Source organism: Cedecea neteri (assembly GCF_000758305.1).
Classification (GTDB): domain Bacteria; phylum Pseudomonadota; class Gammaproteobacteria; order Enterobacterales; family Enterobacteriaceae; genus Cedecea; species Cedecea neteri_C.
The window spans coordinates 2,908,310-2,931,274 of sequence record NZ_CP009458.1 but is presented as its reverse complement, the minus strand read 5'-3'; the positions used below and the strand labels follow the sequence as shown (position 1 = coordinate 2,931,274).

General features: G+C 55.4%; 19 protein-coding genes. 9 read left to right on the top strand and 10 right to left on the bottom strand.

What is annotated here, in order from left to right; genetic code table 11:
• Positions 1-182 precede the first annotated feature (182 nt).
• Entirely contained in the window at positions 183-2,609 is a 2,427-nt protein-coding gene (locus LH23_RS13705) for a DUF3772 domain-containing protein (RefSeq protein ID WP_039292043.1), read from the top strand.
• Between the two features lie 93 nt (positions 2,610-2,702).
• On the opposite strand, the gene LH23_RS13700 is transcribed toward LH23_RS13705, so the two are convergent.
• The gene (locus LH23_RS13700; RefSeq protein WP_039292040.1) at positions 2,703-3,233 is read right to left on the bottom strand and encodes a hypothetical protein; all 531 of its coding nucleotides are present in this window, start codon (positions 3,231-3,233) and stop codon (positions 2,703-2,705) included.
• A 318-nt stretch (positions 3,234-3,551) separates the two neighbouring features.
• Positions 3,552-3,788 (bottom strand): hypothetical protein, encoded by a 237-nt coding sequence (locus LH23_RS13695; RefSeq protein ID WP_039292038.1) that lies wholly within the window; start codon positions 3,786-3,788, stop codon positions 3,552-3,554.
• 125 nt (positions 3,789-3,913) lie between these two features.
• Here LH23_RS13695 and LH23_RS13690 point away from each other — a divergent pair, with 125 nt between their 5' ends.
• Entirely contained in the window at positions 3,914-4,309 is a 396-nt protein-coding gene (locus LH23_RS13690; protein ID WP_039292034.1) for a hypothetical protein, read from the top strand.
• Between the two features lie 425 nt (positions 4,310-4,734).
• Here LH23_RS13690 and LH23_RS13685 read toward each other — a convergent pair whose 3' ends face one another.
• Positions 4,735-5,715 (bottom strand): DUF4062 domain-containing protein, encoded by a 981-nt coding sequence (locus LH23_RS13685; protein ID WP_039292031.1) that lies wholly within the window; start codon positions 5,713-5,715, stop codon positions 4,735-4,737.
• 153 nt (positions 5,716-5,868) lie between these two features.
• Entirely contained in the window at positions 5,869-7,095 is a 1,227-nt protein-coding gene (gene pepT / locus LH23_RS13680) for a peptidase T (protein ID WP_039292027.1), read from the bottom strand.
• A 284-nt stretch (positions 7,096-7,379) separates the two neighbouring features.
• On the opposite strand from pepT, the gene potA reads away from it, so the two are divergent.
• The 4 genes from potA to potD are packed head-to-tail and all read left to right on the top strand — an operon-like array spanning position 7,380 to position 11,188.
• Complete coding sequence (gene potA, locus LH23_RS13675) at positions 7,380-8,516, top strand: spermidine/putrescine ABC transporter ATP-binding protein PotA (protein WP_039292022.1); 1,137 nt, start codon at positions 7,380-7,382, stop codon at positions 8,514-8,516.
• Positions 8,500-9,357 carry a spermidine/putrescine ABC transporter permease PotB gene (gene potB / locus LH23_RS13670; RefSeq protein ID WP_039292018.1) on the top strand — a complete coding sequence of 286 codons (858 nt, stop codon included), beginning with the start codon at positions 8,500-8,502 and terminating at the stop codon, positions 9,355-9,357. Before potA ends, potB begins: the two co-directional genes overlap by 17 nt.
• Complete coding sequence (gene potC / locus LH23_RS13665; RefSeq protein ID WP_008453392.1) at positions 9,354-10,145, top strand: spermidine/putrescine ABC transporter permease PotC; 792 nt, start codon at positions 9,354-9,356, stop codon at positions 10,143-10,145. Before potB ends, potC begins: the two co-directional genes overlap by 4 nt.
• Positions 10,142-11,188 (top strand): spermidine/putrescine ABC transporter substrate-binding protein PotD, encoded by a 1,047-nt coding sequence (gene potD / locus LH23_RS13660; protein WP_039292015.1) that lies wholly within the window; start codon positions 10,142-10,144, stop codon positions 11,186-11,188. Before potC ends, potD begins: the two co-directional genes overlap by 4 nt.
• Before the next feature lie 198 nt (positions 11,189-11,386).
• Here the strand turns inward: potD and cobB are convergent, their stop codons facing one another.
• The 5 genes from cobB to lolC all read right to left on the bottom strand — a co-directional run bounded on the left by cobB (position 11,387) and on the right by lolC (position 16,357).
• Positions 11,387-12,208, bottom strand: a complete 822-nt coding sequence (gene cobB / locus LH23_RS13655) for a Sir2 family NAD+-dependent deacetylase (protein WP_039292012.1) — start codon at positions 12,206-12,208, stop codon at positions 11,387-11,389.
• Between the two features lie 3 nt (positions 12,209-12,211).
• Positions 12,212-13,123 (bottom strand): N-acetylglucosamine kinase, encoded by a 912-nt coding sequence (gene nagK / locus LH23_RS13650; RefSeq protein WP_039292009.1) that lies wholly within the window; start codon positions 13,121-13,123, stop codon positions 12,212-12,214.
• 93 nt (positions 13,124-13,216) lie between these two features.
• Positions 13,217-14,461 (bottom strand): lipoprotein-releasing ABC transporter permease subunit LolE, encoded by a 1,245-nt coding sequence (gene lolE, locus LH23_RS13645; protein ID WP_039292006.1) that lies wholly within the window; start codon positions 14,459-14,461, stop codon positions 13,217-13,219.
• Entirely contained in the window at positions 14,461-15,165 is a 705-nt protein-coding gene (gene lolD, locus LH23_RS13640) for a lipoprotein-releasing ABC transporter ATP-binding protein LolD (protein ID WP_039292004.1), read from the bottom strand. The genes lolE and lolD overlap by 1 nt, the downstream gene beginning before the upstream one ends.
• On the bottom strand, positions 15,158-16,357 hold the full coding sequence (lolC, locus tag LH23_RS13635; RefSeq protein ID WP_039292001.1) for a lipoprotein-releasing ABC transporter permease subunit LolC: 1,200 nt from the start codon (positions 16,355-16,357) through the stop codon (positions 15,158-15,160). Before lolC ends, lolD begins: the two co-directional genes overlap by 8 nt.
• Before the next feature lie 234 nt (positions 16,358-16,591).
• Between lolC and LH23_RS13630 the strand changes: the two genes are divergently transcribed.
• From LH23_RS13630 to ldtC, 3 genes are all read left to right on the top strand, one after another.
• Positions 16,592-17,656 (top strand): acyltransferase family protein, encoded by a 1,065-nt coding sequence (locus LH23_RS13630; RefSeq protein ID WP_039291998.1) that lies wholly within the window; start codon positions 16,592-16,594, stop codon positions 17,654-17,656.
• A gap of 174 nt (positions 17,657-17,830) precedes the next feature.
• A complete protein-coding gene (gene mfd, locus LH23_RS13625) occupies positions 17,831-21,277 on the top strand; it encodes a transcription-repair coupling factor (RefSeq protein ID WP_039291995.1) in 3,447 nt (1,148 codons plus the stop codon).
• 150 nt (positions 21,278-21,427) lie between these two features.
• Positions 21,428-22,402 (top strand): L,D-transpeptidase LdtC, encoded by a 975-nt coding sequence (gene ldtC, locus LH23_RS13620; RefSeq protein ID WP_039291992.1) that lies wholly within the window; start codon positions 21,428-21,430, stop codon positions 22,400-22,402.
• Between the two features lie 105 nt (positions 22,403-22,507).
• On the opposite strand, the gene bhsA is transcribed toward ldtC, so the two are convergent.
• Positions 22,508-22,765 carry a multiple stress resistance protein BhsA gene (gene bhsA, locus LH23_RS13615; RefSeq protein ID WP_039291989.1) on the bottom strand — a complete coding sequence of 86 codons (258 nt, stop codon included), beginning with the start codon at positions 22,763-22,765 and terminating at the stop codon, positions 22,508-22,510.
• Positions 22,766-22,965 lie beyond the last annotated feature (200 nt).

Below are 22,965 nucleotides of genomic sequence, written 5' to 3'. Positions count from 1 at the left end.
TTTTTCCGTTGCGACGATTAAAACAGCCGAATCTGACAAGAGTATGACCAGAACCTGGCGAGCAGATCTTTCAGACTAGCAGGATAAGTAACCCCTCTGGCCTGCCGGTGATAAAAAATGGCAATCCGATCGCCGTCTGCCCATACTTGGGAAACGTTAATAGGGACATTGAGCGTAATCCCATGAGCAAATCTCTGCATACTTTCCTCCTCTCCTGCCTGTTATTTGTCGGCCTGTTTCTGACGGCCCAAAGCAGCCTGGCGGCCCCGACCGAAGACCAGGAGCCTAGCCTGAAAGAAATTGCCGGGCAGCTGAAACAATACAAAACGCAGATAGACAACATTAAGCAGCAGGTTTCGCAGACCAACACTGACAGCCGGCTGATCAAGCTGTTCGACACCACACAAAAGCTGGGCGTGGAGGTGGATAGCCTGGCCGCGCTGTTGCAGCCGATGCACGACAAAGTGCAGGCTCAGCTACAGGTGCTGGGGCCGGCCCCGGAGTCTGGCGCAGGGAATGAAACCGCCAGCGTGTCTCAGCAGCGCAACGCGCTGAACAGCGACAAAAAGCAGATTGATGAGGCCATCAGCACCTCGCAAAGCCTGCAAACCAACATTCGCGCGCTGGGCATCCAGATTAACGATCTCCGCCGCACCTATTTTAAATCCCAGCTGGCGTCAAACAGCGGGAGCATGTTGAGCGCCACCTTCTGGCTCCAGGAAGCCGATACTCAGGCGGTGGATATCCAGCGCTTCAATGCCTTTGGCAATCAGCTGCTGGAAACCTGGCAGGCAGCCTGGGAACCAGAGTGGTTCTGGGGCACCTTCTGGCTGTTCGTGGCCGCGGCCGCGATTGCGTTTTCCGGCTGCTTTCTGATTGAGCGGCTGCTGGTCTGGATCAACATCACCTGGTTGCCGGATGGCCGCCTGCGCCGCAGCTTCAACACGCTGGCCAGCACGTTAGTGACCATGTTTACCATTGTGCTGGCACTTTCGATTGTAAAAAGTGCCTTTTTACGGGTGGCAGAGTTCTCTCCCCAGGTGAGCGATTTTGTCGACGGCTTCGTCCAGCTGGCCGTGTTCTGCTCATTGATCTATGGCGCAGGCCGCGCGTTCCTGTCCCTGAACCGCCCTTCATGGCGGCTGGTGCAGCTCGACGATAGCGTGGCCGAAAGCGTGCGTTACTTCCCGCCGCTGCTGGCAATTCTCGGCCTGCTCATTGGCTGCCTCGACCTGATTAATAATACGATTGGTGCCAGCCTCGGCACCACGATCCGCGCCAACGGGCTGATTTCTGCCGTTATGGCCAGCGTGCTGCTGGCCATGATGCTGCGCGTACAACACGCCCACCGTCTGCTGGAAAGAAACGGCGACTCTGCCGAGAAGCGCTCCCGGCTCGACGCCCTGGTCTGCCTGCTGGTCATGCTCGCCTCGCTGGCGATTCTGGCTTCGCTGTTGGTGGGTTACATCGCCTTCGCCCGCTACCTGACTTACCAGGTCATCTGGTTCGGCATGGTGCTGGTGGCGTTTTATTATCTGGTGACCTTCGCCACCGACTTTTTCGCCGCTGTGTTTTCACCACACACCACCACCGGCCAGGCGATGAAAAAGTCGCTGCGGTTTAAAGATCGGCACCTTGAACAGCTGGCGGTGGTGTTTACCGCCTTCACCAAATGCGCGCTGATACTCATGACCATCATCGCGCTGTTTAACGGCACCTTCGGCACCACCACGCCAAGCCTGTTGATCAGCAAGCTGGTGGCGATTTTAAGCGGCGACGGGCTGAAGCAACTGCACATCGTGCCCGGCAACTTGCTGAACGCCGTGCTTTGCCTGGTGATTGGCCTGTACATTCTGCGTGTAACCCAGCGCTGGCTCAGCCAGGAGCTGCTGCCCAAAACCATTACCGATATCGGCATTCGCGCGTCGCTGATTACGCTGTTTACCAACGTCGGCTACGTGCTGCTGATCCTCATCACCCTGGCCGCCCTGGGCATTCAGTGGAACAACCTGGCCTGGATTGTCAGCGCCCTGTCGGTGGGGATTGGCTTTGGCCTGCAGGAGATTGTGAAGAACTTTATCTCCGGCCTGATCCTGCTCACCGAACGCCCGGTCAAGGTCGGCGATATGATCGGCATCGGCGGCATCGAGGGCGACGTGCGGCGGATCAACGTGCGCGCCACGGAGATCCAGCTCAGCGACCGCTCGACGATGATCGTCCCCAACTCGCAGCTGATTTCCCAGAACGTGCGCAACGCCACGATGGGCAACGCGCAAGGGGTGGTCACCATCGCCCTGACCTTCCCGACCAATATTGACCCGGAGCTGGTGCGCGATTTACTGCTCAGCGCCTACCAGGATTATGAGGTGATCCTGCCGACGCCTGCGCCGTATGTGCGCTTCAGCCAGTTGGGGCCGGAGGGCATTATCCTGAGCGTGACCGGCTACGTCGCCAGCCCGCGGATGGTCGGCTCCAGCAAAAGCGAACTGCTGTTTAATATCCTCAAGCTGCTGCGCAAAAATGAGGTGAACCTGTCCAGCCCGCAGGAAGTTGTTTTTATGAAGCAGCGGGCGAAAGCTTTGGACGATGACGATGAGTTTTCGTCTTAGGTTGAGGCGGGTTTTCGGGCTACTTACCTGACTCTCCGGTGCTCAACCCGCCTTCGCCGTGCTTTGTCACAGCGAAGGCGGGACGCCGTTTATTTAGTGCAGACCCTGCACCAGTTCTCCGCTCATCCACGCCAGCCCTTTCTTCGTGCGCACGAAGCGCGGCGCGGTTAAATTCTCTTCCAGCAGGCTGAACAGTTGGCTGAGAAGATCTGTCATCTGCACCTGTTGAGCCTGCCCAAGCTGCTGGCCCAACAGCACCTGGGTTACGGCGCAGCAATATTCGCAGAGTACATCCGAATCGGCCTCCGACACGGTGCAGGGCGCCGCCTCTTGCCCCTCTTCCACCGTTAACAGCTCAATGAGGTGCGGCGGCAGTTGATGCGTTAAGACCACCCTCAGCACGTTAAACCCCGCCTGCAAACGCCCCACCAGCGCAATATATTCAGCGTGGCTATGTCTTTCGACTAATTCATCCATCCAACAGCTGCAAATATGCAGCACATGAAATAAATCGTCCTTTGCGCCCAGCGGCATTTTTAATAACGCTGCGATGTCCATAGCAATAATCGTTTGATCCTTCGTCATTTCCGCGTGCGTGAATGTGTTACTATCGGCGTTAGCCATGATGTGACTCCCTATAAGTTACGTTGTGGTTAGCCCTCGTCTGGTGTTGGCGCACCTTTCGGGGGCGAATTCTTTCTTCGGTTACCTTTGATTGCTTCTTGGGTATTATCCTCTGTTTTTTGTACTGGATAAGTCAACAGTGGTTTGGTTTAAAATTATTGGAAACCTAAAAAATTCGAGGGGGATCGCGGAAATGTGATACTTGGAAACTTGGGTTGCATTGGGAAATAATTCTCACTTCAATTACTCTTTTAGAGCTCTATTTAACTCTCTCTATTTGTTATATGGAAACTTTATCTAATTATTGTCCAACAAATATTATTCCCACCCCAATTCCCTGTATGTTTGTTTATCCTGCTCCGGAAAATCCGTTGTATATTCTCCCCAACCACGATAATGATAGTACTGCGTCATGGCTTCAAAGTGGGAGCCAGCCTCGCAGGACCAAACCAATCTGGATCCAGGTTCGAGCAATCCGCGAGTTGAATCGCCTTGCTGACCGGCAAGGCAAAACAAATCAAGCCCTTCTTCATTTGTCCAAAGTTCATGCATCATGGAATATACTTTCCTGATCTAAGGTAAACTTTCAATCATAAGAGCGGTTCAATGGCTATATTTATACCAGAAAATTGCTAAAATGAGCATTAACATTAAGCTACATAATCTGCCATGGGAAGAGTATGACGTTATTTGAAGAATGTAGGACTGCACTTAAAGACGATTTCACTATTGTTGAAGGCGAGCAGCTGAATCAAGCCATGGGTATTTTTCATCAATATCCATGGCAAAACGGAGACATCGAGTGGTCCAAAATGGATTTTATTGATTATGACATCACGGATACGCTGCTGAGAGATATGGCATTGAAGGACATGGCTGTTTTTGCCATCACAGATGATGCGGACATTCCCGTTTTCAAAACCCGTCTAAATTTGGTGATTAGCAATATCTACGATGTGATGGCGCTATCTCCTAAACTATTCATTTTCAATGAAGAGGTGGTGATAAAATCGTTGTTTCCACATGATGTTATGCGGATTGGGGTTAGTCAAGGGCAAATGAAAAACTTCATATAATAATAAGGATATAGAAATCCTTTTTAACAAGAAGTGAAACCTTAGAAAAGTTCGGTTTAATCCCTATTATTCACATTCTTATTATACGGTCAGTTTACAGCTGTTAATTACCCCTTAAGCACTAGAAAAATAAAAAACTTACTTTAATAACTAACAACCTCAGCATAACATATAAAAACACTCTCTCAATAATTAAATCACGTGCTAATAGGATGTATTTAACCCACATCATTAATTAATTTATGATAATTCTAAAAACACATGACATTGCAAAACTTTAAAATCACCAATCATGCAAATTTAATTACACTCACAATAATAGATAACAATTACACCAAAAATATTATTCCAAATGATAGCTGACCATTTGCAGCGGTCAGCGTATACTATTTAACACCCACTAGATTAGAAGTAAAATAAAAAATTCATTCATTATTTTTAATAGTTCTAAGCTGCATCATTAACTTACTCCCTTTAGATGTTAATTTCCAACTTACATCATTATATTCCAGCAGTCCTAATGCTTTAAATTGAATGTAAATTGTTTTTATATCCTGCGCATCTATTGTGGTATGAGTATATGAATGAGGCAAATATCTTTCAATATGTTTTTTAATTATTTCATGAACATTATGATCCGTTGACTCTTCTATTAAAAACGGACTGATTATAGAAAATAAATACATCCATTTTATATCCATTATTTTTTTCTCTTTAACTACACTTGAATCTGCCCAATTAAAAGAACTTATTTCATAAGGCAACTCATAAATATCATCAAAAAATGCCAAGTTATCTAAACTCATAACATTAGAGAGATTATTTAATTCTTCAACTTTTTCTAGGAGTTCTTCATTCTTTTTTCTCAATTCATTTAATTCATACAAAGTTCTTTCGTTACTAGCTTTGTCAGCACGAACCCATCCTATTGCAGGATAAGATTTGATAGTTTTATTTAAACTTAATGCAACAATTCCAGGGAGATCTTTGGCCGAAACCCATGTTTTTCTGAGTCTTCCGGATGAAGCTTTTTCGATGAATTGTTGAAGTTTTTCACGTAATGCCGGTTCTTTTTCCGATTTTGCAAGAGGTAAAGCATCGGGATCTTCATGGACAAGAACTACAACTTTGAGTCCTTTAGATATAGCATAATCAAACTCTTTTTCAGTATAGCTCAAACCATCTTCGGCAAGAGTTCCGTATCTACCACCAATAATAAGAAGGTAATAATCACTATCGTCGATTACTTTTTGGATAAAAGTCCATTGTTCTACATCAATCGAAGGAAAAAGCGCCATCCCAGCAGGGATACAGTCCATTTCCATAAGAGCTTGTATTACATTGCTACGTTCTTCTTGTAAATCTGTAAAGGTAGAGCTTACAAATACTTGATATCTTTTATCCACGAATAAACCCCTTATACATTAAAGTAATAAAGTAATCATTCCTTAAATTATTTTCCAGATAATGATATTAAAATTACCTGAGGAATTCTGAAACTGAAAAACGATAAAAAGGGGCTAAAAGCCCCTCCCAATATTAGTAGTTTTTAAATCAGCTCACCCCGCCTTCGCCGTCAGCTCAGCAATCCGCACAATTACCGCCACCGCTTTCTCCATCCCCTCCAGAGTTACGAACTCGTGCTTGCCGTGGTAGTTATAGCCGCCGGTGAACAGGTTCGGGCACGGCAGGCCTTTGAAGGAAAGCTGGGCGCCGTCAGTGCCGCCGCGGATCGGCTTCATGATCGGCTCGATGTCGCAGTCGCGCATCGCCTGCTGGGCCACCTCGACAATATAAGGATGCTCGGCCACCTTCTCGCGCATGTTGTAATAGCTGTCCTCTATGACCAGCTCGATATAGCAGTCCGGGTGCAGGCCTTTGCCGACTTTCTTGGCGATCTCCATCATTTTGCGCTTGCGGGCTTCGAACTGCTCGCGGTCGAAGTCGCGGATGATGTAGTGCATCTCGGCGCGGTCGACGGAGCCTTTCATGGTGTTCAGGTGGTAGAAGCCTTCGTAGCCTTCGGTGCATTCCGGGCTTTCGTCCGCCGGGACTTCGGCGTGGATGCGCGCCGCCAGCGACAGGGCGTTCACCATCACGCCTTTGGCGGTGCCGGGGTGCACGTTGTTGCCGATGATTTTGATGGTCACGGAGGCAGCGTTGAAGTTCTCGCTTTCCAGCTCGCCCACGCCGCCGCCGTCCACGGTGTAGGCCCATTCGGCGTTAAAGGCTTCGACGTCGAAGAAATGCGCGCCCTTTCCAACTTCCTCGTCCGGGGTAAAGGCCACGCGGATGTCGCCGTGCGGCACGTTTTTGCCTTTTAATACCGCCAGCGCGGTCATGATTTCCGCCACGCCCGCTTTGTCGTCCGCGCCCAGCAGGGTTTTGCCGTCGGTGGTGATCAGCGTCTGGCCCATTAACTGATGCAGCACTGGGAACATCACCGGGGAAAGGATCTCATCGCCGATGCCGAGCGCGATGTCGCCGCCGCGGTAATTCTCGACGATCTGCGGGTTCACGTTTTTGCCGGTGAAGTCCGGCGTGGTGTCAACGTGGGAGATAAAACCAATGGCCGGGACAGCGTGCCCGACGTTCGACAGCAGCGTGCCCATCACCGTGCCGTGGTCGCTGAGCGTGACGTCCACCAGCCCCAACTGCTCCAGCTGCTCTTTTAACAGGCGCAGGAGCTTCCATTGCCCTTCGGTGCTCGGCACCTGCTTAACGCCGGGCTTGGATTGTGTATCCAGAGAGACATACTGCAAAAAGCGCTCAAGTAATTTATCCATTTAGCCACCCTCGTTTTTAGTGACATCAATTATCAATAAGCCGCATCGGGCAAATATTGCGTCAGGTCACTTTTAGTCGGTTACGGAAAAAAATAGTTTTCGCAGAACGTAACAAAGTCAGGGTAAAACGTACCTTTAACCGTAGACGATAACGGCCAGGCTTTGTGGCCATCGGGATTGGCGATCCCGCCGCTTTGCCGTAGAATGCCAGCCCTTACTCAACGTGCCAAAACCCAAGGTGGTTAATCACAAACCCCGTATCCTTCGCTCCGGATACGTCATTTATGGGACAGCGTAAAAAATTGAAAAAACAGCCTCGTTCGCACTCCATGCTGGTCAACCTGGCGGGAGTCGCCAAGCGCTTTGATGGTAAATCCGTAATTTCTGACTTCTCCCTCACCATTAATCATGGTGAATTCCTGACGCTGCTCGGCCCTTCCGGCTGCGGCAAAACCACCGTACTGCGCCTTATCGCCGGGTTAGAAACCGTCGATGCCGGGCAAATCACGCTCGATAATCAGGACATCACCCATGTGCCTGCCGAGCATCGCCACGTGAATACCGTTTTCCAGAGCTATGCCCTGTTTCCGCACATGACGGTGTTTGAAAACGTCGCCTTTGGCCTGCGGATGCAGAAAACCCCGGCGGCGGAAATCACCCCTCGCGTGACCGAAGCGCTGAAAATGGTGCAGCTGGAAGAGTTCGCCCAGCGCAAGCCGAACCAGCTTTCCGGCGGCCAGCAGCAGCGCGTCGCCATCGCCCGTGCGGTGGTGAATAAACCCCGGCTGCTGCTGCTCGACGAATCGCTGTCGGCGCTGGACTACAAGCTGCGCAAGCAGATGCAGAACGAGCTGAAAGCCCTGCAGCGCAAGCTCGGCATTACGTTTGTGTTCGTCACGCACGATCAGGAAGAAGCCCTCACCATGTCCGACCGCATCGTGGTGATGCGCGACGGCAAGATTGAGCAGGACGGCACGCCGCGAGAAATTTACGAAGAGCCAAAGAACCTGTTTGTGGCGAGCTTCATCGGCGAGATCAATATCTTCGATGCGACGGTGCTCGAGCGCATCGACGAGCAGCGCGTGCGGGCGAACGTGGAAGGCCGCGAATGCCACATCTTCGTGAATCAGCCGGTGACCGTCGGGCAAAGCCTGAAGGTGCTGCTGCGCCCGGAAGATTTGCGCGTGGAAGAGATCAACGACGCCCGCGAAGTGGACGGGCTGATTGGCTACGTGCGCGAGCGCAACTACAAAGGCATGACGCTGGAGTCCACCGTCGAGCTGGAAAACGGCAAGATGGTGATGGTCAGCGAGTTCTTTAACGAAGACGACCCGGACTTTGACCATTCGCTTGATCAAAAAATGGCGGTGACCTGGGTAGAAAGCTGGGAGGTTGTGCTGGCAGATGAAGAGCTCGCGTAAATTCCAGAATGTGGTGATTGCCACCGTGGTGGGCTGGCTGCTGCTGTTTGTCTTCCTGCCCAACCTGATGATCATCGTTACCAGCTTCCTGACTCGCGATAATGACAACTTCGTGAGCATGGTCTTCACGCTGGATAACTACACCCGGCTGGCCGACCCGCTTTACGCCCAGGTGCTGCTGCACTCGCTGAATATGGCGGCGATAGCCACGCTGGCCTGCCTGGTGCTCGGCTACCCTTTCGCCTGGTTTCTGGCGCTGCTGCCGGAAAAGGTGCGCCCGCTGCTGCTGTTCCTGCTGATTGTGCCGTTCTGGACCAATTCGCTGATCCGCATTTATGGGTTGAAGATTTTCCTCAGCACCAAGGGCTATCTCAACGAGTTCCTGCTGTGGCTGGGGCTTATCGACACGCCGATCCGCATCATGTTCACCCCGAGCGCGGTGATTATCGGCCTGGTGTATATCCTGCTGCCGTTTATGGTGATGCCGCTTTATTCCAGCATTGAGAAGCTGGACAAGCCGCTGCTTGAGGCGGCACGGGATCTCGGCGCCAGCAAGCTGCAAACCTTTGTGCGCATTATTCTGCCGCTGACCATGCCGGGGATTGTCGCCGGTTGTCTGCTGGTGATGCTGCCGGCGATGGGCCTGTTCTACGTCTCGGATTTGATGGGCGGCGCGAAGAACCTGCTGATCGGCAACGTGATTAAGAGCCAGTTCCTCAACATTCGCGACTGGCCGTTTGGCGCGGCGACGAGTATTACGCTGACGCTGGTAATGGGCCTGATGCTGCTGGTGTACTGGCGCGCGGCGCGCCTGCTTAACAAGAAGGTGGAACTGGAATGATCGGACGCCTGCTTCGCGGCGGCTTTATGTCCGCCATTTACGCTTTTTTGTATATCCCGATCGTCATTCTGATCGTGAATTCGTTCAACAGTTCGCGCTTCGGCATTAACTGGCAGGGTTTTACCACTAACTGGTACAGCCTGCTGATGAATAACGACAGCCTGCTGCAGGCCGCAAAGCATTCGCTGACGATGGCGGTGTTTTCCGCCAGCGCCGCCACGCTTATCGGCTCGCTTACCGCCGTGGCGCTGTACCGCTATCGCTTTCGCGGCAAGCCGTTCGTCAGCGGGATGCTGTTTGTGGTGATGATGTCCCCGGACATCGTGATGGCTATCTCGCTGCTGGTGCTGTTTATGCTGCTGGGCGTGTCGCTCGGCTTCTGGTCGCTGCTGTTTTCCCACATCACCTTCTGCCTGCCGTTTGTGGTGGTCACCGTTTACTCACGCCTGAAAGGGTTCGATGTGAAGATGCTGGAAGCGGCGCGTGACCTCGGCGCGAGCGAGCTGACCATTCTGCGCAAAATTATTCTGCCGCTGGCGATGCCCGCCGTGGCCGCTGGCTGGCTGCTAAGCTTTACCCTGTCGATGGACGATGTGGTGGTGTCTTCGTTCGTTACAGGGCCAAGCTACGAGATCCTGCCGCTAAAAATTTACTCGATGGTCAAGGTCGGCGTTTCGCCGGAGGTGAACGCCCTGGCCACCATTCTGCTGTTACTTTCACTGCTGCTGGTGATCGCCAGCCAGCTGATTCTTCGCGATAAAACTCAACCTCAGGGGACGTTAAAATGAAAAAATGGCCACGCCACCTGCTTGCTGCGGGCGCTCTGGCGCTCAGCCTCGGCGCCGCCCATGCCGACGACAGCAAGACGCTTTATTTCTATAACTGGACCGAGTACGTGCCGCCAGGCCTGCTGGAGCAGTTCACCAAAGAGACCGGCATCAAGGTGATTTATTCGACCTACGAGTCGAACGAAACCATGTACGCCAAGCTCAAGACCTACAAAGACGGCGCGTACGACCTCGTGGTGCCGTCCACCTACTTTGTGGCGAAGATGCGCAAAGAAGGGATGATCCAGAAGATCGACAAGAGCCAGCTCAGCAACTTTAAAAATCTCGACCCGGATATGCTGAACAAGCCGTTCGACCCGAACAACGACTATTCCATCCCGTATATCTGGGGCGCTACGGCAATTGGCGTGAACAGCGACGCTATCGATCCGAAAAGCGTCACCAGCTGGGCCGACCTGTGGAAGCCGGAGTATAAGCAAAGCCTGCTGCTGACCGACGACGCGCGCGAAGTGTTCCAGATGGCGCTGCGCAAGCTTGGCCTGTCCGGCAACACGACCGATCCGAAGGAGATTGAGGCCGCGTACCACGAGCTGCAAAAGCTGATGTCAAACGTGGCGGCGTTTAACTCCGACAACCCGGCCAACCCGTATATGGAAGGCGAAGTGAACCTTGGCATGGTGTGGAACGGCTCGGCCTACGTGGCTCGCCAGGCCGGGACGCCACTGGAGATCGTCTGGCCGAAGGAAGGCGGGATTTTCTGGATGGATAACCTGTCGATTCCGGCCAACGCGAAGAACGTCGACGGTGCGCTGAAACTGATCAACTTCCTGCTGCGCCCGGACGTGGCTAAGCAGGTGGCGGAAACCATCGGTTACCCGACGCCAAACCTCGAAGCCCGCAAGCTGCTGCCGAAGAACGTGGCGGAAGATAAGTCGCTGTACCCGGATGCGGAGGTGATTAAGGCTGGCGAGTGGCAGAATGATGTGGGTGACGCGAGCGCGCTGTATGAGTCTTATTATCAGCGGTTGAAGGCGGGGCGGTAGGTCTAACTTCGCCAAAAACGGGATCGAGGTTGATATTTTCCCCTCACCCTAACCCTCTCCCCAAAGGGGAGAGGGAATTGGATCGAGTTCGGTTTTCACTCCTCTCCCCAAAAAACAAAGGGACTTGATCGAGCATAAACCTTCGGTTTTCCCCCTCTCCCTTCCAGGGAGAGGGCCGGGGTGAGGGTTAACCGCCGACTACAACCCCTTCAAAAGCTTATCCACAAACTCCGGCACCACCAGGCTCGCCAGCCCGTAATGCTTCTCTTCAAACTCGCTGCCAACCTGGCTTGGTTCCAGATTCAACTCCACGGTATGCGCCCCCTGCAAACGGGCCTCGTGCACAAAGCCCGCCGCCGGATAAACGTGCCCGGAAGTCCCGATGGCAATAAAGTAATCTGCGGTGGCAATCGCCTGGTAAATCTCGTCCATGCCCAGCGGCATTTCGCCGAACCAGACGACGTGCGGGCGCAGCGCCGAGGAAATCTGGCAACAGTGGCAGCGGTCTTCCGGGGTAATGTCGTCCTGCCAGTCCAGCACCTGGCCGCTGCTGGCGCAGCGAACCTTGAGCAGTTCGCCGTGCATATGGATGACGTTTTTGCTCCCTGCCCGCTCGTGGAGGTTGTCGATATTCTGGGTGACCAGCACAAAATGGTCGCCCAGCGCTTCTTCCAGCTTCGCCAGCGCCAGATGCGCGGCGTTGGGCTGGATTTCCGGCTGCTGAAGCTGGCGGCGGCGGTCGTTATAAAAACGCTGCACCAGCGCCGGGTCACGCGCGAAGCCTTCCGGCGTCGCCACGTCTTCAACGCGGTGCTCTTCCCACAGCCCATCGGCAGCCCGGAAGGTACGAATACCTGATTCGGCGGAGATCCCCGCCCCGGTCAGTACAACAACTCTTGGTCTGTCCATCGCTTCCGGCCCTGTCCTGTCTCTGAAAAAGATGCGCTGACGCAAACGTTGGCGCAGCAGGCGTTTGTTCTTCCGAAACCGGCTCAGCCGGTGCTGACGACGAGAAAGCATGACTTACTCCGTGTAGTGGAGGAATGCCGCGCCACGCATACCGCCTGCGTCACCGTGGCGAGCCTGTTCAATACGCGGCACTGCGGCAACCGGCAGCAGGTACTTCGGCAGGCGTTCCGGCAGTTGAGCGTAGATATCGCTAAAGTTAGACAATCCTCCGCCAATCACCACCAGATGCGGGTCAATTGAGGTCAATAAATTTCCGAGGCAGGCGGCCAGCAGCTCCAGGAAACGGTCCACGTGCTCGATGGCCTGTTCGTCGCCCTGGCGGTAGCGGGAGATGATCTCTTTCGCGTCCAGCGGCTCCTGGTAGAAGTGCTGCCACAGCCAGGCAAAGCCGCGCCCGGAGAGGTAGTTTTCGATGCAGCCGTTTTTCCCGCACCCGCAGCGGGTAAACGGAATGTCGCGCCCGAGGATTTCCAACGCGTCCACCGGCAGGCGGGTATGGCCGAATTCGCCGGTGATGTAGCTGCGGCCGGTGATAGATTTGCCGTTGATGATGATGCCGCCGCCGACGCCGGTGCCGAGGATCAGGCCCATCACCACCGGGTAGTTGAGGAATTCGTCGTCCCAGGCTTCGGAAAGCGCAAAGCAGTTGGCGTCGTTGTCGATGCGCACGTCCCGCTCAAGCATGGCGCTCAGGTCTGCACGAAGCGGTTTGCCGCTGGCAGCCGGAACGTTAGCGGCATACAGCGTGCCGTCGTCGGTTTCCGGCATGCCCGGAATGCCAATGCCGACCGAGCCGCGGCAGTTAAACTTCTCGTCGGCCTGCGCCACCAGCCCGACCACCGCGTCGAGGAAATTTTCGTAACTGTCATGAGGAGTAGCAACCCGGGCTTCCCAAAGTAAACGCCGCTGCTGGTCGTAAACGCCGAGTGCAATCTTAGTGCCGCCGATATCAAATCCGTAATACATCGCTGCTCCCAATGCCCGCTGTGCTTCAAGCTGCGCCTGGGTTCTGCCGGGTCACAGCTCGAATGATGTAGGGCAAATTATAGTTAATTGAATTTATTGTCCACTTAGCACCCTTGCCGGATCGATATTGCTTGCGCGCCGGGCCGGGTACCAGCTAGCCAGAAGGCTAAGGACCAGCGCTGTCACCAGAACATAAACCACGTCCAGCCAGTGCAGCTCAGAAGGTAAGAAATCAATGAAATAAATATCACCGGACAGGAAATGGTGCCCGATGAGTTTTTCAATCACGCCGATAATGTTGGTCAGCTGCCACGAAGCCAGCACGCCAACCACCACGCCGCTGACGCTGCCCAGCAGCCCGGCCAGCAGCCCGTACCAGACGAAAATAGCGCGAATCAGGCCGTCTTTGGCCCCCAGCGTGCGCAGCACCGCGATGTCGCTGCTCTTGTCTTTCACCGCCATCACCAGCGTGGAAACGATGTTAAAGCAGGCCACGCCGATCACCAGCACCATCGCCAGATACATGATGGCGCGGATCATCTGAATGTCGCGGTACATATAGCCGTAGGTATCAATCCAGCTGCTGATACGCACGTAGGAATTGGTTGCCAGCCCCGCGTCACGTACCAGCTGCCGGGCGTTAAACACGTCATTTACCTTGATGGCTATCCCGGTGACGCTATCGCCCATGTCCAGGTAACCCTGCGCATCCTGCAGCGGCACCATCGCCAGGCTGTGATCCAGCTGGCCACTCAGGGACAGAATACCGGCGATTTGCAGTCGGACACGCTTGGGCTGCATCAGCTTGGTTCCGCCGTCGTTGTTGGGGATCATGATCGACACCCAGTCGCCCTGCTTCACCTTCAGCGCGTCCGCCACGCCTTTGCCCATGATGATTTGCTGCTGCCCGGCCTTGAAGTTCGCCCAGGCATTGTTCTGGACGTATTGTGGCAGAGCGCTCAGTTGCGTTTCCTGCACGGGATCAACGCCCTTCACTTCAACGGCGCGCAGATTCGCCCCGCTTTCCACCAGCCCGGTAAAACGAATATACGGCGCGGCGGCCACGATGCCTTTGACGCCTTCCACCTCGGGTAGCGCCCGCTGCCAGTTGGTAAAGGGCTGGTTCACCGGCTCAATGTCACCGTGGGGCACCACGGCAAGAATGCGGTTTTTCAGCTCGCGCTCGAAGCCGTTCATCGCGCTCAGGCCGACGATCAGCACCGCCACGCCCAGCGCGATGCCGAGCGTGGAGATCACCGAGATCAGCGACACCATGCCGCTGCGGCGTCGCCCACGGCTGAAACGCAGGCCAATCAATAGAGAAAGCGGGGAAGCCATTACTGCGCTCCCATCAAGGTCAGATCGCTGGTTAAGCGGCCATCGCGCATTTCCAGCTGGCGGGACATGCGTTTTGCCAGCTGCAGATCGTGGGTTACCACCAGGAATGCGGTGCCCTGGCGCACGTTCAGTTCGCCCAGCAGCTCGAAAATACTGTCGGCGTTGCGCGCGTCCAGGTTACCGGTCGGCTCATCCGCCAGCACCAGGCGCGGGTTGTTCACCAGCGCACGGGCAATGGCCACGCGCTGACGTTCGCCGCCGGACAGCTCCGACGGGCGGTGGCTGCTGCGGTGATCCAGCCCAACAGCGGCCAGCATCTCCAGCGCTCGCTTCTGCACTTCTTCCGGCTTTTTCTTGCCGATAAGCAGCGGCATCGCCACGTTTTCCAGCGCGGTGAAGTCCGGCAGCAGGTGGTGGAACTGGTAGATAAAGCCCAGCTCGCGGTTACGCAGCTCCGCCTTCGCCGCCGAGGAGAGTTTGCTCATCGCCTGGCCGTTGAACACCACGTCGCCGGAAGTCGGCGTGTCCAGGCCGCCCAGCAGGTGCAGCAACGTACTTTTGCCGGAGCCAGAGCTGCCGACAATCGCCATCAGTTCACCCGCGTTGATGCTGAAGCTGACATCGTGCAGCACATCCGTTTGCACCTTGCCTTCCTGATAGCGTTTGCACAGGTTGTCACACTGCAACAGGACAGAATTACTCATAACGTAAAGCCTCAGCGGGTTGGGTCGCGGCGGCGCGCCACGAAGGGTAAAGCGTGGACAGCAAAGCAATGGCCATCGCCACAATGGCAATCACCACAACCTGTACCGGTTCAATGGCGACCGGCAGGGCCGCGCCATCAAGCAGGATGCCGATGATCGGCATTAAATTATTCAACTGGCTGGCAAGCAGCGCCCCGAGTAAAGCCCCGAGCAGCGCGCCAATCACGCCCGCACCCGCGCCCTGCACCATAAACACCGTCATGATCTGGCGGCGGGTCAGCCCCTGGGTTTGCAGAATCGCCACCTCGCCCTGCTTTTCCATCACCAGCAGGCCAAGGGAAGTAATAATGTTAAAGGCGGCGACGGCCACGATCAGGCTCAGCAGCAGCCCCATCATGTTTTTCTCCATGCGCACGGCCTGGAACAGCTCGCCTTTGCGCTCGCGCCAGTCTTTCCATTCGGTGCCCTGCGGCAGCGTTTGTTGGCTCAGCACATCGACCTTGAGCGGCTCAGCCAGCCACAGACGCCAGCCGGTGATATTCCCCGCCGGGTAGCGCATCAGGCGCGAGGCGTCCTGCTGGTTGACCAGCATCTGGTAGCCGTCCACTTCGCTGCTGGCGGCGAAGGTACCAATCACGGTGAACAGACGCTGGCTCGGCAAACGCCCCATCGGCGTAAACTGGCTGGCGGACGGCACCATAATGCGAATGGTTTCCCCGCGCTTAACGCCCAGCGAGCCGGCGAGCTGCTCGCCGAGGATGACGTTGTACTGCCCGGCCACCAAATCGGCTTGCTTGACGTTAACCAGGTACGGGGAAAGCGGATCTTTCTCGTCCGGCTGCACGCCCAGCATTACACCCACGCCCACGCTGCGGGCGCTTTGCAGCACCACGTCACCGGTAGTCAGCGGCGCAATACGCGTCACGCCCTGAAGTTTCAGGGAATCGGCGGGAAGTTGCTGGGGATTAATAGAGCCGGAAGGTGACGTGATTAACGCCTGCGGCATCAGGCCGAGGATGTTGTTTTGCAGCTCACGCTCGAAGCCATTCATCACCGAAAGAACCGTGACCAGCGCCATCACCCCGAGGGTGATACCAATCGTCGACAGCCAGGAGACAAAGCGACCGAAGCGGTCCGCTGCTCGCCCACGCATGTAGCGCAGGCCTATAAATAACGCGACAGGTTGATACATGAAATCCGTCTTGTTGCGGGTTGCCTAAGCAAAGATCCGGGAAGTATACGACACCTCCCCGGCCAAATGAATTCCGTCGACTAAATTATTCCCGTTACATCTCAAGTGCCTGCACCTTTTCCTAAATTTACCAAATCAGCGCCAAAAACAGACAATTGAGGTCGAGATCGCATCGGTTTGACACCAGGATAGCAGGCCCATGACAACTGGAGCCCGTCACGACGCGGATATCGCATGAAGAAAAAGCAACTCTGGATCAACCAAATCAAAGGATTATGCATTTGCCTGGTGGTTATCTACCATTCGGTGATTACTTTCTACCCTCACCTCACATCTCTCGAGCCCGGCCTGAATCTGTATGTCGCCAAACTCTGGGTTTACCTTAATCTCTACCTCGCTCCCTTCCGAATGCCGGTGTTCTTCTTTATTTCCGGCTACCTGATCACCCGCTACATCCATGAAGTGAAATGGCGCGACAGCGTGGACAAGCGGCTGTGGAACATTTTTTACGTACTGCTGCTGTGGGGCTTGATCCAGTGGATCGCGCTGACGCACCTTAACCAGTGGCTGGCACCCGATCTTGAGCGCAATCCGGCATCTAACGCCGCTTACGCCGACTCGCTGGGGCAGTTTGCTCTGAGCATGGCGAAGGCCAGCACCAGCCTGTGGTACCTCTACGCCCTGCTGGTTTACTTCGTAATGTTTAAAGCCCTGCGCCGCTACCGCATCCCGGTGCTGCTGGCGCTGATGGGCATCAACGTTGTTATCGCCTTTGTGCCGCTGCCGTGGTGGGGGCTGAACAGCGTGGTGCGTAATATGGTGTATTACGGCCTCGGCGCGTGGTTTGGCCCTTTGCTGATGGCCTGGATGAAGGACTTCCGCTTTTCGCAACACCCGTTTGTCTGCGCAGGCATAGCCCTGGGATCGCTGGCGCTTTACTTTGTAAACGTGCCGCTGGTGATTTCTCTGGTGTCTATTGTGGCTATCCTGCGCGGGTTCTATTTGCTGAACGGCTGGCGCGAAGCACGTGAAGACGGCCTCCTGAACGTGGTAGGCTCGAATACGATTGCCATTTACACCACGCACCGTATTTTGATCGAAGCCATAAGCCTGGTGATGCTGGCTAAAATCAACAGCGGTGAGTTTTCTGACACGCTGGTGCTGGCGATTCTGCTGGTCTACCCGTTTGTTAGCCTGGGCATTTGTACGCTGGTTGGCCTCGGTTTCCGCAAGCTTTCCGTCGCGCTGTTCGGCGATCTGTTTTTCTCCCCTCCCACACAAATCGCCGCCAGCCGGTAAATACTTCAGCAGCCCGCCTGAGCGGGTTGCTTTTCTACCCCAGCGTCCCTATTTCGGTGATTCGGTTGCTTATACAAAGCGATCGGGGATAATAATATCCAACTGCTTATCAATGGCTCGCGCACCGTTTGCCCTCAGGCTGACGGCACAACTTACGAGATCCTGACGCAATCTATGCCTGAACACTATCGCTATTCCTTACCCGTAAAAGCCGCCGAACAACGCCTGCTGGGCGAGCTGACCGGTTCGGCCTGTGCGACCGAAGTCGCCGAAATCGTTGAACGCCATAGCGGCCCGGTGGTGCTGATTGCCCCGGATATGCAGAACGCGCTGCGCCTGCATGATGAAATCACCCAGTTCACCGACAACCTGGTGGTCAATCTCGCCGACTGGGAAACGCTGCCTTACGACAGCTTCTCGCCGCACCAGGAAATCATCTCCTCGCGCCTGTCCACGCTTTATCAACTGCCGACCATGCAGCGCGGCGTGCTGATCATGCCTGTGAACACGCTGATGCAGCGCGTTTGCCCGCACAGCTACCTGCACGGCCACGCGCTGGTGATGAAAAAAGGCCAGCGCCTGTCGCGCGATAACCTGCGCGCACAGCTGGAACAGGCCGGGTATCGCAGCGTCGATCAGGTCATGGAGCACGGCGAGTTCGCCACCCGTGGTGCCCTGCTTGACCTCTACCCAATGGGCAGCGCCCAGCCGTACCGCATTGACTTCTTTGACGATGAAATCGACAGCCTGCGCGTCTTCGACGTGGATTCCCAGCGCACACTGGAAGAAGTGGACGCCATCAATCTGCTGCCGGCCCATGAATTCCCGACCGACAAGAACGCCATTGAGCTGTTCCGCAGCCAGTGGCGCGACAAGTTTGACGTCAAGCGTGACGCCGAACATATCTACCAGCAGGTGAGCAAAGGCACGCTGCCTGCCGGGATCGAATACTGGCAGCCGCTGTTCTTCAGCGAACCTCTGCCGACGCTGTTTAGCTATTTCCCGGCCAACACGCTGCTGGTGAATACCGGCGATCTGGAAGCCAGCGCCGAGCGCTTCTGGCTGGACGCGAATGCGCGCTTTGAGAATCGCGGCGTAGATCCTATGCGCCCGCTTCTGCCGCCGGAAGATCTGTGGCTGAAAACCGACTCGTTGTTTAGCGAGCTGAAAGCCTGGCCGCGCGTACAGCTCAAAACGGATTCGCTGGCGAAGAAAGCCGCCAACGTGAACCTGGGTTACCAGCCGCTGCCGGATCTGGCCGTGCAGGCTCAGCAAAAAGCCCCGCTGGACAGTCTGCGGAAGTTCCTCGAGTCCTTCACCGGGCCGGTGATTTTCTCGGTCGAAAGTGAAGGCCGCCGTGAAGCGTTGGGCGAACTGCTCGGGCGCATCAAAATCGCACCAAAACGCATTTACCGCCTGGAAGAAGCCGAAGGCACTGGCCGCTACCTGATGATTGGTGCCAGCGAACACGGCTTTATAGATACCCTGCGCAACCGGGCGCTGATTTGCGAAAGCGACCTGCTGGGCGAGCGCGTCAGCCGCCGTCGCCAGGACAGCCGCCGCACCATTAACCCGGACACCCTGATCCGCAACCTGGCCGAGCTGCATGCGGGCCAGCCGGTGGTTCACCTGGAACACGGCGTGGGCCGCTACGCCGGACTGACCACGCTGGAAGCCGGGGGCATTACCGCCGAATACCTGATGCTGACCTACGCGGGCGACGCCAAACTTTACGTCCCGGTTTCGTCCCTGCACCTGATCAGCCGCTACGCAGGCGGTGCCGATGAAAATGCGCCGCTGCACAAACTGGGCAGCGATGCCTGGTCCCGCGCCCGACAGAAGGCAGCGGAGAAAGTGCGCGATGTCGCCGCCGAGCTGCTGGATATCTATGCGATGCGCGCCGCCAAAGAAGGCTTTGCCTTTAAGCACGATCGCGAGCAGTACCAGCTGTTCTGCGACAGCTTCCCGTTTGAAACTACCCCGGATCAGGCCCAGGCCATCAACGCCGTGCTGAGCGACATGTGTCGCCCGCTGGCGATGGACAGATTAGTGTGTGGCGACGTGGGCTTCGGTAAAACCGAAGTAGCTATGCGCGCCGCATTCCTGGCGGTGGAGAACAACAAGCAGGTGGCGGTGCTGGTGCCGACGACCCTGCTGGCTCAGCAGCACTACGACAACTTCCGCGACCGCTTCGCCAACTGGCCGGTGCGCATTGAGATGCTCTCCCGCTTCCGCAGCGCCAAAGAGCAGACGCAAATTCTGGAACAGGCAAGCGAAGGGAAAATCGATATTCTGATCGGCACCCATAAGCTGCTGCAGGCCGACGTGAAATGGCGCGATCTGGGGCTGTTGATCGTCGATGAAGAGCACCGCTTCGGCGTACGCCACAAAGAGCGTATTAAAGCGATGCGCGCCGACGTGGACATTCTGACGCTGACCGCAACGCCAATTCCGCGCACCCTGAATATGGCAATGAGCGGCATGCGTGACTTGTCGATTATCGCCACGCCGCCGGCTCGCCGCCTGGCGGTGAAAACCTTCGTGCGCGAGTACGACAATCTTGTGGTGCGGGAAGCCATCTTGCGTGAAGTGCTGCGCGGTGGCCAGGTGTATTACCTCTACAACGACGTCGAAAATATCCAGAAAGCCGCCGACCGCCTGGCGGAACTCGTGCCGGAAGCACGTATTGCCATCGGCCACGGCCAAATGCGCGAGCGCGAGCTGGAACGCGTGATGAACGATTTCCACCACCAGCGTTTTAACGTACTGGTGTGCACCACGATCATCGAAACCGGGATCGATATTCCGACCGCCAATACCATTATTATTGAGCGGGCCGACCACTTTGGTCTGGCGCAGCTTCACCAGCTGCGTGGCCGCGTCGGGCGCTCTCACCACCAGGCCTATGCCTGGCTGCTGACGCCACATCCGAAAGCGATGACCACGGACGCGCAAAAGCGCCTGGAGGCCATTGCCTCGCTGGAAGATTTAGGTGCCGGGTTCGCATTAGCCACCCACGACCTGGAAATTCGCGGCGCGGGCGAGCTGCTGGGAGAAGACCAGAGCGGGCAGATGGAAACTATCGGCTTCTCGCTCTACATGGAGCTGCTGGAAAACGCCGTCGATGCGCTGAAAGAGGGCCGAGAGCCTTCTCTGGAAGACCTTACCAACAGCCAGACGGAAGTCGAGCTGCGGATGCCCGCCCTGCTGCCGGATGATTTTATTCCCGACGTCAATACGCGCCTGTCATTCTATAAGCGCATCGCCAGCGCCAAAGGCGAGCACGAACTGGACGAGCTGAAAGTCGAGCTGATCGACCGATTTGGCCTTCTGCCGGATGCGGCGCGTAATCTGCTGGATATCGCCGCGCTGCGCCAGCAGGCACAAAAGCTGGGCGTGCGTAAGATTGAAGGCAATGAAAAAGGCGGCACCATCGAGTTCGCGGAGAAAAACCACGTTGACCCGGTGTGGCTGATTGGCCTGTTGCAGAAGCAGCCGCAGCACTACCGCCTGGACGGCCCTACCCGACTGAAGTTCTTCCAGGAGCTTGAGGACCGGAAAACGCGCATGGAATGGGTGCGTAACTTTATGCGCAACCTGGCGGAAAACGCTGCGGCCTGATGCCTCTGCGCCTTACCGCCCGGTAAGGCGCAATTTTCTGTGACATTTACACATCCTTTGCAATCCCCAGGATTTCCCGACACGCAGCTCAGCGATAATTGGCGTTTATCTGCCTAAAAAATTAGCCATTAATATCGCAGGGTTTAAGCTATGTTTGCATCGCGTACTTTGTCTTTCCGCCGCTGGTTTACCGCCGCAGCCTTACTGGGTGCCGCGGCCATGGCGCTGCCCGCCAGCGCTAACGATTATCCGCTTCCCGCCGCTAACAGCCGCCTTATCGGCAAAAACCTGTTCCATCAGGTTGAAAACGATGGTGGTTCACTGGAGGCTATTGCCAAAAAATACAACGTCGGTTTCCTGGCATTGCTGCAGGCCAACCCGGGCGTGGATCCTTATGTTCCCCGTGCCGGGAGCGTGCTGACCATCCCGCGCCAGATGTTGCTGCCGGACGTCCCGCGCGAGGGCATTGTGATTAACCTTGCCGAACTGCGCCTGTACTACTTCCCTGCCGGGAAAAACAGCGTCACCGTTTACCCGATTGGTATTGGCCAGTTGGGCGGCGACACGCTGACGCCGACAATGGTGACAAAAATCTCCGATAAACGCGCTAACCCGACCTGGACGCCAACGGCCAATATTCGTGCGCGTTATCTGGCGCAAGGGATCAAGCTCCCGGCCGTAGTTCCTGCCGGGCCGGATAACCCGATGGGGCACCACGCGATTCGCCTGGCGGCGTTCGGCGGCGTGTACCTGCTGCACGGCACCAACGCCGACTTCGGCATCGGTATGCGCGTCAGCTCCGGCTGTATCCGCCTGCGCGACGGCGATATTAAAGCGCTGTTTAACACGGTTCCGGTCGGCACTTCGGTTCGCATCATCAACACGCCAATCAAAGCTTCCGTTGAGCCGGACGGCTCCCGCCTGGTTGAAGTTCACCAGCCGCTGTCCAAAGCGATTGATGACGACCCGAAAGTCCTGCCGATTGTGCTGAACGAGCAGATGACGCAGTTCCGCAATGCACCTAAAACCGATGCGCAGGTGATGGAACAGGCCATGGAGCATCGTTCCGGGATGCCGGTCAACGTCAATGCCCATGCGGCCGACCAGCCAGCAAACGAAATCTAAGTTCAGGTTTTAGACGTAAAAAAAGGCCCTGTCGAAAGACAGGGCCTTTTGCTTGCAGTGGCATATAACGAATAAGGTCAAACGTATTGAGGGTTAACGTCTGGCTTATTTATAGATGACGGCAGTACCGTGCAGGGTGTTCGGACCGTTAACGGAGGTAATACGGAACGATTTAGCGCCCATTGCATCGGCCTTCGCGGCCAACTGTTCTTCCAGGGAAGAGAGGTTGCTGCCCGCATCGGCGCTGATAGTGCCGACTTTTTGCTGGCCGGCAGGCGTGGCGGAGACTTCTACAGCCGCAAAGCTTGCAAATGAGAGTGAGCTAATGACGGCGGCAGCGAACAGCGTAGTTAAGGTTTTCATGATTCAGGTCCTAAGCAGGTGAATGTTAGGTCGTTAAACTTAATTAGTTAACGATCGATAACTAAATCATAAACGTGATCTACATCACGCGTCAACACATTTTAATAACGACCGTTAATTAATTAAAAAAAACGCTATTTTTCATTGTGATAAGAAATAATTATTTTTCATAACATGGCGCTGGCTACCGCCGCCGATTA

Coding starts and splice junctions, on each gene's coding strand:
- LH23_RS13695 (WP_039292038.1), bottom strand. CDS start 3,788: ATGATGCATGAACTTTGGACAAATGAAGAAGGGCTTGATTTGTTTTGC.
- pepT (WP_039292027.1), bottom strand. CDS start 7,095: ATGGATAAATTACTTGAGCGCTTTTTGCAGTATGTCTCTCTGGATACA.
- LH23_RS13690 (WP_039292034.1), top strand. CDS start 3,914: ATGACGTTATTTGAAGAATGTAGGACTGCACTTAAAGACGATTTCACT.
- LH23_RS13700 (WP_039292040.1), bottom strand. CDS start 3,233: ATGGCTAACGCCGATAGTAACACATTCACGCACGCGGAAATGACGAAG.
- lolE (WP_039292006.1), bottom strand. CDS start 14,461: ATGGCTTCCCCGCTTTCTCTATTGATTGGCCTGCGTTTCAGCCGTGGG.
- lolC (WP_039292001.1), bottom strand. CDS start 16,357: ATGTATCAACCTGTCGCGTTATTTATAGGCCTGCGCTACATGCGTGGG.
- LH23_RS13630 (WP_039291998.1), top strand. CDS start 16,592: ATGAAGAAAAAGCAACTCTGGATCAACCAAATCAAAGGATTATGCATT.
- cobB (WP_039292012.1), bottom strand. CDS start 12,208: ATGCTTTCTCGTCGTCAGCACCGGCTGAGCCGGTTTCGGAAGAACAAA.
- ldtC (WP_039291992.1), top strand. CDS start 21,428: ATGTTTGCATCGCGTACTTTGTCTTTCCGCCGCTGGTTTACCGCCGCA.
- potB (WP_039292018.1), top strand. CDS start 8,500: ATGAAGAGCTCGCGTAAATTCCAGAATGTGGTGATTGCCACCGTGGTG.
- potA (WP_039292022.1), top strand. CDS start 7,380: ATGGGACAGCGTAAAAAATTGAAAAAACAGCCTCGTTCGCACTCCATG.
- potD (WP_039292015.1), top strand. CDS start 10,142: ATGAAAAAATGGCCACGCCACCTGCTTGCTGCGGGCGCTCTGGCGCTC.
- nagK (WP_039292009.1), bottom strand. CDS start 13,123: ATGTATTACGGATTTGATATCGGCGGCACTAAGATTGCACTCGGCGTT.
- potC (WP_008453392.1), top strand. CDS start 9,354: ATGATCGGACGCCTGCTTCGCGGCGGCTTTATGTCCGCCATTTACGCT.
- lolD (WP_039292004.1), bottom strand. CDS start 15,165: ATGAGTAATTCTGTCCTGTTGCAGTGTGACAACCTGTGCAAACGCTAT.
- LH23_RS13705 (WP_039292043.1), top strand. CDS start 183: ATGAGCAAATCTCTGCATACTTTCCTCCTCTCCTGCCTGTTATTTGTC.
- mfd (WP_039291995.1), top strand. CDS start 17,831: ATGCCTGAACACTATCGCTATTCCTTACCCGTAAAAGCCGCCGAACAA.
- bhsA (WP_039291989.1), bottom strand. CDS start 22,765: ATGAAAACCTTAACTACGCTGTTCGCTGCCGCCGTCATTAGCTCACTC.